Source organism: Variovorax sp. J22P240 (assembly GCF_030316855.1).
Lineage (GTDB): Bacteria > Pseudomonadota > Gammaproteobacteria > Burkholderiales > Burkholderiaceae_C > Variovorax.
The window spans coordinates 71,345-84,837 of sequence record NZ_JASZYR010000012.1 but is presented as its reverse complement, the minus strand read 5'-3'; the positions used below and the strand labels follow the sequence as shown (position 1 = coordinate 84,837).

At 65.8% G+C, this 13,493-nt stretch carries 14 protein-coding genes; 9 read left to right on the top strand and 5 right to left on the bottom strand.

Features of this window, described 5'->3' with window-relative positions; genetic code table 11:
* Window positions 1-31 precede the first annotated feature (31 nt).
* The 4 genes from QTI24_RS23680 to QTI24_RS23665 all read left to right on the top strand — a co-directional run bounded on the left by QTI24_RS23680 (window position 32) and on the right by QTI24_RS23665 (window position 3,208).
* Window positions 32-2,239, top strand: coding sequence for an AsmA family protein (locus tag QTI24_RS23680; protein WP_286603775.1), 2,208 nt, complete (start codon window positions 32-34; stop codon window positions 2,237-2,239).
* Window positions 2,240-2,342: 103 nt separating this feature from the next.
* Entirely contained in the window at window positions 2,343-2,651 is a 309-nt protein-coding gene (locus QTI24_RS23675) for a hypothetical protein (RefSeq protein WP_286603774.1), read from the top strand.
* 80 nt (window positions 2,652-2,731) lie between these two features.
* Window positions 2,732-2,980 carry a hypothetical protein gene (locus tag QTI24_RS23670; RefSeq protein WP_286603773.1) on the top strand — a complete coding sequence of 83 codons (249 nt, stop codon included), beginning with the start codon at window positions 2,732-2,734 and terminating at the stop codon, window positions 2,978-2,980.
* A gap of 30 nt (window positions 2,981-3,010) precedes the next feature.
* Window positions 3,011-3,208: a hypothetical protein gene (locus QTI24_RS23665; RefSeq protein ID WP_286603772.1), complete on the top strand. Its 198-nt coding sequence runs from the start codon at window positions 3,011-3,013 to the stop codon at window positions 3,206-3,208.
* Between the two features lie 3 nt (window positions 3,209-3,211).
* On the opposite strand, the gene QTI24_RS23660 is transcribed toward QTI24_RS23665, so the two are convergent.
* The 4 genes from QTI24_RS23660 to QTI24_RS23645 are packed head-to-tail and all read right to left on the bottom strand — an operon-like array spanning window position 3,212 to window position 7,886.
* Window positions 3,212-4,438, bottom strand: a complete 1,227-nt coding sequence (locus QTI24_RS23660; RefSeq protein ID WP_286603770.1) for a M20 family metallopeptidase — start codon at window positions 4,436-4,438, stop codon at window positions 3,212-3,214.
* A 55-nt stretch (window positions 4,439-4,493) separates the two neighbouring features.
* Window positions 4,494-6,260 carry a 2-oxo-4-hydroxy-4-carboxy-5-ureidoimidazoline decarboxylase gene (uraD, locus tag QTI24_RS23655; RefSeq protein WP_286603769.1) on the bottom strand — a complete coding sequence of 589 codons (1,767 nt, stop codon included), beginning with the start codon at window positions 6,258-6,260 and terminating at the stop codon, window positions 4,494-4,496.
* Window position 6,261: 1 nt separating this feature from the next.
* Complete coding sequence (gene puuE / locus QTI24_RS23650; RefSeq protein WP_286603768.1) at window positions 6,262-7,203, bottom strand: allantoinase PuuE; 942 nt, start codon at window positions 7,201-7,203, stop codon at window positions 6,262-6,264.
* Window positions 7,204-7,211: 8 nt separating this feature from the next.
* The gene (locus QTI24_RS23645; protein WP_286603767.1) at window positions 7,212-7,886 is read right to left on the bottom strand and encodes a GntR family transcriptional regulator; all 675 of its coding nucleotides are present in this window, start codon (window positions 7,884-7,886) and stop codon (window positions 7,212-7,214) included.
* A gap of 74 nt (window positions 7,887-7,960) precedes the next feature.
* On the opposite strand from QTI24_RS23645, the gene uraH reads away from it, so the two are divergent.
* Window positions 7,961-8,323 (top strand): hydroxyisourate hydrolase, encoded by a 363-nt coding sequence (gene uraH, locus QTI24_RS23640; protein ID WP_286603766.1) that lies wholly within the window; start codon window positions 7,961-7,963, stop codon window positions 8,321-8,323.
* A 115-nt stretch (window positions 8,324-8,438) separates the two neighbouring features.
* On the opposite strand, the gene QTI24_RS23635 is transcribed toward uraH, so the two are convergent.
* Window positions 8,439-8,948, bottom strand: coding sequence for a hypothetical protein (locus tag QTI24_RS23635; protein WP_286603765.1), 510 nt, complete (start codon window positions 8,946-8,948; stop codon window positions 8,439-8,441).
* 53 nt (window positions 8,949-9,001) lie between these two features.
* Between QTI24_RS23635 and xdhC the strand changes: the two genes are divergently transcribed.
* From xdhC to QTI24_RS23615, 4 genes are all read left to right on the top strand, one after another.
* On the top strand, window positions 9,002-9,814 hold the full coding sequence (gene xdhC, locus QTI24_RS23630; protein WP_286603764.1) for a xanthine dehydrogenase accessory protein XdhC: 813 nt from the start codon (window positions 9,002-9,004) through the stop codon (window positions 9,812-9,814).
* 207 nt (window positions 9,815-10,021) lie between these two features.
* A complete protein-coding gene (locus tag QTI24_RS23625) occupies window positions 10,022-11,227 on the top strand; it encodes a urate hydroxylase PuuD (RefSeq protein ID WP_286603762.1) in 1,206 nt (401 codons plus the stop codon).
* 57 nt (window positions 11,228-11,284) lie between these two features.
* Window positions 11,285-12,619, top strand: coding sequence for a glycerate kinase type-2 family protein (locus tag QTI24_RS23620; protein ID WP_286603761.1), 1,335 nt, complete (start codon window positions 11,285-11,287; stop codon window positions 12,617-12,619).
* A gap of 38 nt (window positions 12,620-12,657) precedes the next feature.
* Window positions 12,658-13,449 carry a phosphatase PAP2 family protein gene (locus QTI24_RS23615; protein ID WP_286603760.1) on the top strand — a complete coding sequence of 264 codons (792 nt, stop codon included), beginning with the start codon at window positions 12,658-12,660 and terminating at the stop codon, window positions 13,447-13,449.
* The last annotated feature ends 44 nt before the right edge of the window (window positions 13,450-13,493 follow it).

The window sequence follows — 13,493 nt, the reverse complement described above, 5'->3', positions numbered from 1 at the left end:
GGAACTTTAGCGAGATGATGGGGCGGAAGGTGTGTGCAGACAACCGTCCACCGTTCTGTACGCCAAACTGTATACACATCAGGCGTCGCGCTGTATGGCGGAAAACCCGGGGCGACCGACGTCCGGCAGGTCACGCCCGCGTTGTCGTGCCGGGGACGACAATGCCCCGATGAAGGCACCCGCAGGCCCATCCGGTGAAGTTGCTCGCCCCGTGAGCGGCGCATGGCACCGTGCATGGCTCATCTCCGGCATCGTGCTGGCGATGATCGTCCTGCTGCTTGCCACGGCCGTGGTCGCGCTGCGGCGGGCCTATCCGCCGGATCGCTTGGCTGCCCTACTCTCCGAACAGGTGACGGCCGCGACGGGGCGCGCCTTTCGGATCGACGGCGACCTGTCGATCCATCTGCTGCCGACCATCGCGGTGAAGGCGAACAACATCGTGCTCGGCAATGCCGAATGGGGCTCGCAGCCGGACATGATCCGGCTCCGGCGCGCGGCTTTCGAGGTGTCCCTTCGGGACCTGCTGGATGGGCAGATCCGCATTCTCAGCGTCGACATGGAAGAAGCGGACGTGCTGCTCGAATCTGACGGCGCCATGCGGTTCAATTGGCATCTGGCCCCGCGCCGGTCATCGGGCGGCAAGGCGGCAGAGCGGGTCGCGCTGGAGGGGCTTTCTGTCTCTGTTTCCAACGCACGCATCATCTATCGAGACGGCAACAAAGGCGTGCTGGGCACGGTCACCATCGACATGCTCGACGTCCATGCGCAGGGCGGGCAGACGAGTTTGAGCGCGACCTTCAAGCTCGGATCCCGGCCATGGAAGGCCGAAGGACAGATCGGGGCCATGGGTGAGTTGCAGGCGGGCAAGGGGGAATGGCCGTTCGATCTTCGTTTCACCACGGATGGCACGACTGTCTCGGCGGCAGGCAACATGGGGACGGGGCCGCGCGCGGGGCTTCTGGAGGCCAGGCTATCGGCTCGCCTGGACACTGCAGCTGCGCTTTCCGAGTTTTCCGCTGCCGCAGCCAACTTGCCGATGCCCGTCGAGGCCAGTGCGACGGTGCGGCGAGATGTCAGCGAATGGCGAGCAGAGTCGATGCAGTTGTCGATGGGCGGACAGATGCTGACCGGCCAGGTCAACTTCCACGCCGGACCGTCATCGCGTCTGGATGCGGATCTGTCGGCGGCCTCCATTGATCTCGCCAAGTGGCACATAGGCAAGGCCGGGACCAGGACGCCGGCGGCGGCTTCCGCGCAGCGGGCGCAGTTCTTCGGCGACACGCCGCTGCCGTTCGATGCGTTGCCGCAATTCCCCATGCAGATTGCGCTGAAGGTGGCGCGCCTCGACATGCCCGGCACGCCGACGCTGTCGGCGCTCAACCTGCGGTGGGTGTCGGAAGCGGGGCGGGCGACGGTCGAGCCGCTGTCCTTTGCAGCTGCGGGCGGCGAGGTCCGGGGCCGGATAGACGTCGCGCTGCCAAAGAATGCGCCGCCGCGCACCGACCTGCTGGTGAACGCCAAGTCGCTCTCCGTCGAGTCGCTCGATGCGCAATGGGGCGGGGGCACGCGCTTCAAGGGCGGTCGCGCGAATCTTGATCTGAAGCTGGCCATGACAGGACGCACGCCGCGAAGCCTTGCTGCCTCGTCGACCGGTGAGGTGCACTTGACGATGCGCGAGGTCTCCCTCACGGGCAAGGCAGCCGCGCTCGATCGCGACATCGTGGCGCGCCTGCTCGAAATGCTGGTGCCTAGACAGGGAGGGCGTCCGGATCTGATCGTGCAGTGCGCCGTCGCGCGCCTGCCCTTGCGCAATGGGGTTGCCGTGATCGACCGGTCGATCGCCATGGAGACGTCGCAGCTCGCCGTCACGGCCAGCGGCGAACTGAATCTGGCGAAGCAAACGATCGAGCTGGCGTTCCGGCCGAGGGTGAAGAAGGGACTGGATCTCAACCCGGCCAGCCTGGTTCAACTCATGCTGGTGAGGGGACCGCTGGAAAGGCCCGAGTTGAGCATCGACCCGAAGGGCACCGTGCGCCAGGCCGCTGACTATGGCGTGGCCGCGGCGACGGGCGGCCTGTCGCTGCTGGCGCCCGCCTTGCTGGGAGGGGGCGCCGAGGCCGGAGGGTGTGATTCGGCGGCCAAGGCGCCCGGCCCCGGCGCCAAGCCGAAGACGTCGACCGCGAGCCGGGGTCTGAAGCTGCCGCGGCCTTTCTCGGGCCTCAAGCACGCAGCGCCTTGAGCCGGGTGGCCCGAGCGGCCGCGTTCAGTGCGAAAAAGAAGAGTAAGAAGAAAGTCCAGGAAATATCTTGTTACTTCGCTGCAGATTAGGCACAATGTATTACATGGAATCAGAGAATTTTTCCAAGCTGCAATGGTCCTCGTCGGGGTTGCTGGGGCTCCTGCGATCCACCCTCCAATCCGTCGACGAGGCCGCGGCGAAGCGGGAGGTCAGCGCGCCTCCCGAGCGTCTCAGCAGCGCCCAGTTGTCCGAAGTAGCCAACGAGTGGCGCCACCGCGCTTCGGATGGCGACCAGGGTGCCGAGTCCGTGGCACAGGCGCTCGAACTCGTGGCGAGCCATCGTTCGCAGGAAAAGCAGAAGCGGATTCACGCCATGGGGCGTCGACTGTCCGAATTCATGGGCTTGAATTGAGCTGCCCGTTGACCGCCCGCGTCCGGCAGCGATTGGGCAGAATCCGCCGATCACGATTCCCTGAAAACTCTTCGACGCACATGAAGACTCAAATCGAAGCAATCCATGAAGGCTACGACGTCGACTTGTCAGGCCCCGGCCGGCCCATGGGTGCGCGCGGCAAGTATCCGGAGTTCGAAGTGATTCCATTGCTGACGGACATGGAGGCGGAACTGCTCAACACGCTGAGCCTCATCCGAAAGCTGCTCACCGAGGGAACACCGACCAAGGAGTCCCAGGAGGGCGTGGTGCTCGCGATCGACGGACTGCTTTCCGTCGCCCGTTCCTGAAGCGCCGACACTTCCTTCCAGGGAACAACCATGAACACCTATCCAACCGCCAGCCAGGCGACCGGTGTTGCCCGCACTCTCAGCAAAAGTGCAGCCTGCACCATCGTCGTGTACCAGGCGGGACCCGGCAAGTACGTGACCGCGCGGCCCACGGATTCGGTCCGTGGGCTCGTGATCGGCATCTACCGCAACGGCTACCTCATGCCGAGCGGCCAGCGCGCGGCCTGAGCCTCAGCCCATCAGGTCGCTCAGTGTTCTTGCGATGACCTTGGTCGCGCGCCGCAGGTCTTCCAGCACCACGCGTTCGTCGTTTCGCTTGGCGTGCGATTCCAGCACCGTGCGCGGCCCTGCGCCGTAGATCACGCCGGGGATGCCGGCCTCGCCGTAAAGGCGCACGTCGGTGTAGAGCGGCGTGCCCATGGCCTTGATGGGCTCGCCGAAGATCGCCTGGCCGTGCTTCTGGATCGCATCGACCAGGGGCTTGTTGCCGGGCAGCGGCTTCATCGAGTTGGCCAGCAGCATGCGTTTGATGTCGACCTTGATGCCAGGCATCTGCGCTGCCGCATCCGCGATGACCTTGCGGATGTTGGCTTCGACCTCGACCGGATTCTCTTCCGGGATCATGCGACGGTCGAGCTTGAAGACGACCTTGCCCGGGACCACGTTGGTGTTGGTCCCGCCTTCGATGCGCCCCACGTTGAGGTAGGGGTGCGTGATGCCCTCGACCTTGGACGTGACCTGCTGGTACAGCGCGTTCTGCGCATAGAGCGCATTGAGGATGTGCACCGCGGCCTGCAGTGCATCGATGCCCGTGGTCGGTATGGCGGCGTGCGCCATCTTGCCGTTCACGGTGACTTCCATCTGCAGGCAGCCGTTGTGGGCCGTGACCACTTCGTAGCTGAAGCCCGCGGCGATCATCAGGTCGGGCTTGGTCAGGCCCTGCTTGAGCAGCCAGCCCGGGCCGAGGATCCCGCCGAATTCCTCGTCGTACGTGAAGTGCAGTTCGACGCTGCCCTGGGTGGGCTTGGCGACCGCTTCGAGCGCGCGCAGCGCAAAAGTGAAGCTCGCGAAGTCGCTCTTGCTGACCGCGGCCGCGCGGCCGTAGAGGCTGCCGTCGTCGATCTCGCCGCCGTAAGGGTCGTGCGACCAGCCCTCGCCGGGCGGCACCACGTCGCCATGCGCGTTGAGCGCCACGGTGCGGCCGCCGCTGCCGTACTTGCGGCGCACGATCAGGTTGGTGATGGATTCGAGGCCGTAGTCTTTCACTTCCTGTGCGGGCACGGAGTGCTTCTCGGCGTCGAAGCCGAAGGTGTGGAGCAGTTCGGCCGTGCGCTCCGCGTGCGGTGCGTTGTTGCCGGGCGGCGTGTCGGTGGGCACGCGCACCATTTCCTGCAGGAAACGCACCTCCTCGTCGAAGTGGGCGTCGATCCAGGCGTCGAGTTGCTTGTAGTCAGTCATATCAGTTGTTCCACGGTGGGCGGCCACGCGAAGTGGGGCAAGCCTGGGGCGAGATTCATTCCTTGAGGTTGTCGAGAAGCAGTTGGAAGGCTTGTACCGCCAGCTGCATGTCGTCGTTGGTGCTCGATTCGAGCGGGTTGTGGCTGATGCCTGAATTGATGCCGCGCACGAAGAGCATCGCCTGCGGCATGACTTCGTGCAGCTTCATCGCGTCGTGGCCGGCGCCGCTGGGCATGCGAAAGAGCGGCACGCCGAGCGTGTCGACGGCCTGCTCCCATCGCTTCTGCCAGTCGGGTGCGCTGGGCGCGGCGGCGGCGCGCATGGTTTCCTCCAGCGTGTGCCGGACGCCGCGTCGCTCGCAGATCTCCTTGAGTGCGTCGACCACATCGGTGGCCAGCGCATCGCGTTGCGCGTTGTTCGGCGCGCGCAGGTCCAGGCTGAACTTGCAGCGGCCCGGCACCACGTTGATCGAGCCGCTCGGCACTTCGAGCATGCCGACGGTGGCGACCGAGTCGCCATCCTTCGCTGCGCGCCGTTCGGCGAACAGGATCAGCTCAGCCACGGCCGCGGCGGCATCGCGGCGGCGGTTCATCGGAGTGGTGCCGGCGTGGCTCGCCATGCCGATCACTTCGCCCACGTAGCGAACGCTGCCGTTGATGGAAGTGACGATGCCGAGCGGGAGGTCCAGCTCGGTGAGCACCGGGCCCTGCTCGATGTGCACTTCGACGAAGCCGAGGTATTTCGAAGGATCGCGTTGCACCTTGGGGATGTCTTCGTCCTTGAGGCCCGCGTGTTGCCGCGCCTCGCGCATGGTGATGCCGTCGGCGTCCTTCTGGTCGAGCCACTTCGGGTCGAAGTGCCCGATCAGCGCACCCGATCCGAGGAAGGTGGCCTTGTAGCGCTGGCCTTCCTCTTCGGCAAAGCCCACGACTTCGAAGGCGAAGGGCAGGCGGCGGTTCTGCTGCTTGAGTTCGCGAACGCAGGCCATCGGCACGAAGATGCCAAGACGGCCGTCGTACTTGCCGCCGTTGCGCACGGTGTCGTAGTGCGAGCCCGTCAGCAGGGTCCTGGCGCCGGGCGTGGCACCTTCATAGCGGCCGACCACGTTGCCGACCGCATCGATGTGCACGGTGTCGAAGCCGGCCTCGCGCATGTCCTGCGCGATCTGCTGCGCGCAGGCACGGTGCGCGTCGGTGAGATAGGTCACGGTGAGCTGGCCCTTCTCGGCATAGCCCGGATCGGTGTGCACCGACAGCTTCTCCTGCCAGTCCCAAACTCGGTTGCCGAGCGTCGGCTCGGCGCCGAACTTGTCGTCGAGGCGAATTTCCGCGATGCGATGGATGTTGCGCAGTGCCTCGCCGAGCTCGAAGTCAGGGTGATGGTGTAGCCGGCGCTCGAAGGTGTCGATGATCTCGCGCTTGGCCAGTCCCGTGCCGCGCGGCCCGCGCACTGCGAGGATGAACGGAAAGCCGAACTTGGCGTTGTAGTCGGCGTTGAGCTGCTGGATCTTCGCGAATTCTTCGGGCGTGCAGTCGGTCAGGCCCGCCTTGCTCTGCTCGTGGGTCGATTCGGCGGTGAGGTTCTTGCTGACCATCGCCTTGCCTGCGAGTTCGGGGTGGGCGCGGATCAGGCCGAGCTGCTCGTCGGTCGATGCGCTGGTCACGACCTTGACCAAGGCGTGCTTCAGGTGCGGCAACGAGCGAAAAGGGCGTTCCGACAGCGCGCGCTTCGCGATCCACGGCGAGTGCTCGTACACGCCGTCGAGGAGTGCGACGGCTTCGTCGGCCGAGGCGGCATTGAGTTGGTCGATGGTCAGGGCCATATCAGTCTCCGTTGTAAGGGTGCGTCGCCTTCCAGTGCCGCGCGATATCCAGCCGGCGGCAGACCCAGACGCGATCGTGCGCGGCGATGTGATCGAGGAAGCGCTGAAGCGCCGTGATGCGCCCCGGGCGGCCCAGCAAGCGGCAATGCATGCCGATGCTCATCATCTTCGGCGCTTCGTCGCCTTCGGCGTAGAGCGCATCGAAGCTGTCCTTCATGTACTGGAAGAAGGGGTCCGCGTGCGAATAGCCTTGCGGCAGCGCGAAGCGCATGTCGTTGCAGTCGAGCGTGTAGGGAACGATCAGTTGCGGCACGACGTCGCCATCGGTCTTCCGAACCTTCATCCAGAAGGGCAGGTCGTCGCCGTAGTAGTCGCTGTCGTATTCGAATCCGCCGTAGTCAGCCACCAGCCGGCGCGTGCGCGGGCTGTCGCGGCCGGTGTACCAGCCGAGCGCTCGCTCGCCGGTGAGCTTTTCGAGGGCCTCCATGCCAAGCCGCATGTGCTCGCGCTCGGTGGCTTCGTCGATGCCCTGGTAGTGGATCCAGCGCCAGCCGTGGCAGGCGATCTCGTGGCCCAGTTCCTTGAACGCCACCGTGAGCTCGGGATAACGCTCCAGCGCCATGCCGACGCCGAACACCGTGAGCGGCAGGTTGCGCTTCTCGAATTCACGCAGGATGCGCCAGACACCGGCGCGCGATCCGTATTCGTAGATCCCCTCCATGCTGATGTGCCGGTCGGGGAAGCTCGCGGGATTGAACATCTCCGAGAGGAACTGCTCCGAGCCGGCGTCGCCGTGCAGCACGCAGTTCTCGCCGCCTTCCTCGTAGTTCAGCACGAACTGCACGGCGATGCGCGCGCGTCCGGGCCATTGCGCATGCGGCGGATTGCGGCCGTAGCCGACCAGATCGCGCGGATAGGGCAGGGTGGTGTCGTAGGTGCTCATGGGCGGGTTCAGGCCAGTGCCAGTGAGATGTCGTGGGTGGGGACCTTGCGGTCGAAGGTGAGGTTGGCCTCGACATGCTCGAGGTGCTCGGTCATCAGGCGCACGGCGCGTTCCTCGTCCTTGGCGGCCAGCGCCTTCACGATGTCGGCGTGCTCGTCGTTCGAGTGCTCGGCGGCGCTGGCGCTCTGGTACATCAGCGTGATGAGGGCGCAGCGCGAGATCAGTTCGCCGAGGATCTGCGCCAGCACCGTGTTGCCCATCAGCTCGGCCATGCGCACGTGGAAATCGCCGAGCAGTTCGGTGCGGCCCGAGACGTCTTCGCCGGAAACGGCGGCTTTCTCTAGCGCGACGTGTTCCTTGAGCGCCTTGATCTTGGCCGGCGTCACGCTGCGCACGAAGGCGCGCGTCATCTCGGCCTCCAGCATGCGGCGCACCGCGAACACCTGCTTCGCTTCGTCAACCGCCGGTGCCGCAACGAAGGCGCCGCGGGCGGGCTCCAGGCGGATCAGCTTGTTCTGCGAAAGCTGGAAGAGGGCTTGCCGAACCAAGGTGCGCGACACGCCGAAGTGGTCCGCCAGCTTTTGCTCGGCCAGCTTGCTACCGGGTTGAAGCCGGTGCTCCACAATGGCCTTGGTGAGTGCGTCGACGATCGCGCGGGTGGTGGTCGAGTCCATGCTTTTCATGATAGACCCAAAGGCAAGAACTGTATACACTTTTGTCGACCGGAATTTCCCCAATGCACTGAAGGAGCACATCCATGGGCCTGAGCACCCACGTACTGGACACCATGCACGGTAGCCCCGCGGCTGGCATGGAGGTCGCGTTGTTCACCACCGACGGCACTGGCGAGGACGCGCGCGCCACGCTCGTGCGGCGCTTCACGCTGAATGCGGACGGGCGCAGCGATGGCCCGCTCTACGACAACAGCACGCTGAAAGCAGGGACCTACCGCCTGGTGTTCGATGTGGCGGGCTACTTCAAGGCGCGCGGCGTCAAACTCCCCGAGCCGAACTTCCTGAATCGCGTGGCGCTGGATTTCGGTGTGGCGCGTACCGACCAGCACTACCACGTGCCGCTGCTGGTGAGCCCGTGGAGCTATTCGACCTATCGTGGATCATGAGATGTCGATTTCGTTGGAACGCCGCGGCACCGGCTTTGCCGGGCCGCTGGCGTTGCCCCCGGCAGGGGGGAGGCGTAGCGACACGAAGTGCGCGCAGCCTGGGGGCGAGCTAAAGCTAGAGCTGACCTTCGCTGAGCGTATCGAGCTGGAAATGGCCGCCTTCATCCCACAGCCATGTGTCGGTCCACGTGACTTTGCCCAGTTGCGTGGCGACGGGGAAGGGCGCGGCGCTGAGCACCGTGCGTTCGATCTCGGCGATCACTTCGGGCGCGTGCGTCGGCGCCCTCATCCAGTGCATCGAGAGCACCTTGCCGCTGGTGTCGAGGTTGACCTGCAGCGTACCGACCGCATAGAGCAATGGCGGCAGCTTGCCGCTGTAGACGCGTTGCTTGTTGATGTCGTAGACGTGGCGCGCCGCGTCGCGCCGATAGTCGCGCGGGGTTGCCGCGCTGGATGCGCGAGGCTTGGGCCGGCTGCCGTCGCTCGGGTCGGGCGTGGCGTTGCTGAGTTGGCCGGGGAGGGTTCCGGTACGGGATGTCGGGCTGGTGCCGCAACCGGCGAGCCACAGGCTCGAAAGAAGGGCAGCCGCCAGTGCGAGGCGGCGCGTCGTGGACTGAAAATTCATCGGCGCGGTTATACCGTGCCCGCGACGCGCTCGCGCAACCGGAGGTTTCGGGCATGACCGGCGCCGTCGACGAACTGCTCGCGCGTCTGCAGCGTGAGAACGGCGTGCTCGTGCGCGTCGAATCGACCCAGGGCTCCGCACCGCGCGAGGCCGGCACGTGGATGGCCGTCTGGGGCGATGGCCTCACTGCCACGATCGGCGGCGGCCAACTCGAATTCCAGGCGACCGATGAAGCGCGCGTCTGGCTCGCGGGCGGGCCGGCCATCGAAGGCGTTCGGCGCTATCCGCTCGGCCCCACCCTCGGGCAGTGCTGCGGCGGCGTGGTGTTCCTGTCGTATCGGCGAATCTCCGCGTCGGACGCCAAGGCGCTGCAGACCGAACTGCTCGCGCACCTGGAGCCGGTCGCGCTCTTCGGCGGCGGCCACGTCGGCGCGGCGCTCGCGCGGCTGCTGTCGACGCTGCCCTTTACCGTGCGTTGGATCGACAGCCGAGACGGCGTGTTTCCCGACGCGCTGCCCGCGCAGATCGAAACCGAGCATTCCGAGCCCGTGCAGCAAGCGGTCGCGCAACTCGCGCCCGGCTCGCGCGTGCTGATCATGAGCTTCAGCCATGCGGAAGACCTCGACATCGTGATCGCCTGCCTCAAGCGGCTGCGCGATCGCGACGATCTGCCCTACGTCGGGCTGATCGGCAGCAAGACCAAGTGGGCGACCTTCCGCCATCGCCTGGAGGCGCGCGGTTTCACGGCCGCCGAGATGGACCGCGTGACCTGTCCGATCGGCGTGCCAGGCATCACCGGCAAGGAGCCCGAGGTAATCGCGGTGGCCGTGGCGGCACAGTTGTTGCAATCGCTTCCAGCCGCGTGAAGGTGATCAGGGTTTTCCAGCACACCGAGTGACGCAAAACCCGAGAAAGACCCTTTAAAAGTGTATACACTTCAGTCCACAAGCCGCAGCGGAGCGAGGTCCACTCCATGGCCTGCGTTCGCGGCACTATCTCTGCTTACAGCGCCCGCAGTGGTGAGCAGGCCGGAACTCCACGGCGCCCCCACGCGCCGACAAGGTTGAGCGTCAATGGAAAGCTACTACCTCGACTGGGCCAATCTGCTGCTGCGCTGGGTCCACGTCATCACCGCCATCGCATGGATCGGCGCCTCCTTCTACTTCGTGATGCTGGACAACAGCCTCGAGAAGCCGCAGGACCAGGAGTCCCTGGACAAGGGTGTCGGCGGCGAGCAATGGGCGGTGCACGGCGGCGGGTTCTACAACATGCAGAAGTACGCGCTGGCGCCGAAGAAGCTGCCGGACCACCTGCACTGGTCGTACTGGGAGAGCTATTCCACCTGGATCACGGGTTTCGCGCTCTTCACGATGTCGTACCTGTGGAACGCGAGCACCTACCTGATCGACAAGTCCAAGATGGACTGGCAGCCCGGCGCCGCCATCGGCGTGGCGCTGGCTTTCTTCGTCGTGTTCTGGATGGTCTACGACGGCATCTGCCAGGTCTTCGGGCGGCGCAAGAACGGCGACACCATCGTGGGCGTGCTGGTGGCGGTCTTCATCGCCTTCGCGGCCTGGCTCGCATGCCAGTGGTTCGCCGGCCGCGCGGCCTTCCTGCTGGTGGGCGCGATGATGGCGACGACCATGAGCGGCAATGTCTTCTTCTGGATCATTCCCGGCCAACGCAAGAACGTGGCGGCACTGCGCGAAGGCCGGCCGGTCGATCCGATCCACGGCCAGCGCGGCAAGCAGCGCAGCGTGCACAACACCTATTTCACGCTGCCGGTGCTGTTCACGATGCTGAGCAATCACTACAGCTTCACCTACACGCACAAGTACAACTGGATCGTGCTGCTGCTCATCATGCTCGGCGGCGCGGCGATCCGGCAGTTCTTCGTGGTGCGCCATCGCTTCAAGCTCGGCAATGCGCGCAATCCGATTCCCTATGCGCTTTTCGGCATCGCCGTGCTTGGCCTGACCATCATCTGGATGAAGCCGGAGCCGGTCGCGGCGCCTGCCGCTGGTGCGGCGCCGCAAAAGGTATCGTTCGGCGAAGTGCAGAAGGTGCTGGAGCAACGCTGCTACATGTGCCACGGCGCGCAAGTGCAGATGAAGAACGTGCGGCTGGATACGCCGGAGCAGGTCGCTGCACATGCGCAGAGCGTGTATCAGCAAGCCGTGGTCACGAAGATCATGCCGATGAACAATTCGACCGGCATGACGGATGCAGAGCGCGCGCTGATCAGCAAATGGTTCCAGGGCGGCGCGAGTACCAAGTAGTCCCGTCGCGGGTGGGCGGGGCGGTAGGGAGACAATAGTTGGAGACCTAGGCAGAACATGACCTCATCGAACCCGCAGCAAATCCCAGACCCGCGCGGCGCGCCACGCGAATTCCTCGAACACATCTACCGCGTTGCCGTCGAGCGTGCATTGCCCTTGGCAAGCATGGGCCCCTGCCTTCCCAGGCCGCCCAGAGGCCGGACGCTGGTCCTCGGCGCGGGCAAGGCCGGCGGGTCGATGGTGCAGGCACTGGAGGCGCTGTGGCCCGCCGATGCAGAGCTTTCGGGGCTCGTGGTGACGCGCTACGGACACGTTCCACCGCGGCCCGAAGGTCTCACGCAGCGCATCGAAGTGGTCGAGGCCGCGCATCCCGTGCCTGACGAAGCGGGAATGAAAGCCGCCGAGCGCATCCTCGCGCTCACGAAGGGACTCACGGCCGACGACCTCGTGCTGTGCCTGATCTCCGGCGGCGGCTCGGCCCTGCTCACGTTGCCGGCCGAGGGCTTGACGCTGGCCGACAAGCAGCGCATCAACAAGCAACTGCTCGAATCGGGCGCGCACATCGGCGAGATGAACTGCGTGCGCAAGCATCTCTCGCGCATCAAGGGTGGGCGTCTAGCGGCCGCGTGTGCGCCGGCGCAGGTGGTGACGCTGACCATCAGCGACGTGCCGGGCGACGATCCCGCCGTGATCGCGAGCGGACCCACCGTCCCTGACGCCACGACCTGCGCCGATGCGCTCGCCATCCTCGATCGCTACCGCATCGAGGTGCCTCCGTCCGTGCGGGCGCAACTCGAAAGCGGTGCGCTCGAAACGCCCAAGCCTTCCGATCCGGTCTTCAAGGGCCATGCCACGCACCTGATCGCCACGCCCCAGCAGTCGCTGGAAGCGGCTGCCGCGGCGGCGCGCGCGGCCGGCATCGAGGCGCACATCCTCAGCGATGAAATGGAAGGCGAATCGCGGGAAGTCGGCAAGGTCCACGGTGCGCTGGCGCGTTCGGTGTCCTTGCGCGGCGCGCCGTTCGCCAGGCCTTGCGTGATCCTGTCGGGCGGCGAAACGACCGTCACCATCCGTCCACGTCAGCCCGGACAGGCCAAGGGCCGGGGCGGACGAGCGGGCGAGTTCTGCCTCGGGCTTGCGGGCGCGCTGGCGGCGCGAGAGGACGTCTGGGCTCTCGCGGCCGACACCGACGGCATCGACGGCGTCGAGGACAACGCCGGTGCCTTCGTCGCGCCGGACACCCTGCGCCGCGCCGAGGCCGCCGGCTGCAAGCTGGCCGATCACCTCGATCGCAACGATGCCTACGGCTACTTCGATGCCATCGGCGATCTGCTGGTCACCGGGCCGACACATACCAACGTCAATGACTTCCGCGCGTTGTTGATTCTTTAATTCGGGTTTGCGGTTCAGGCGGTCAGCAGGCATGCTCGGTGCCTGACAAGACCCACAACGCCGAATTCATGAATCAACCGATCGACCTGTATCTCGGCCTGCTCCCGTCGCAGAACTGGACCGCCGAGATCGGTCTGAGGATTCGCCGGCACCTGTTCCTGAAGGTGGTTGGCACCACCGCATTCACCTGGCTCTTCTTCATCGCCTATTTCCACTTGCTGCGCGAGCCGGTCTTCCCGACGACGGTGATGCCGTTGACCGCGCTCGATCGTGTGGTTCCGTTCCAGCCTCAGGCGCTGATCGCGTACTTCTCCCTGTGGGTGTATGTGGGCGTCGCGCCGGGGCTGCAACTGACCTTCAAGGAGCTGGTCGTCTACGGCTTGTGGGTCGGCGCGCTCTGCCTGACCGGGCTCGGCTTCTTCTACCTGTGGCCGACCCAGATCCCGCCCATGCCCACGGAGGCGACCGACTTTCCGGGCTTCGCGATCCTGCAGGGCGTGGATGCGGCCGGCAATGCGTGCCCGTCGATGCACGTGGCCGTTGCGATATTCACGGCAATCTGGGTGGAGCACATCCTGCGCGGGGCCCGCGCGCCGGTGCTGCTTCGCCTCGTCAATGGCCTCTGGTTCGCCGCCATCGTCTACTCGACGCTGGCGGTCAAGCAGCACGTCGTGCTCGACGCGCTGGCCGGCGCGGTACTCGGCATCGCCTTCGCCATCCCGTCCCTGCGCTGGCGACCCGGGAGGGCATCACGCCCGGTGGGGCCGAGCGGATATCATGGAACGTCACTGCCCGCGGGCCGATTCGACGGCCGTCCCAGGAGGGGTTGATCTGCTGGCAGGCCATACCAACATCACCATCGACGCGGATCGGT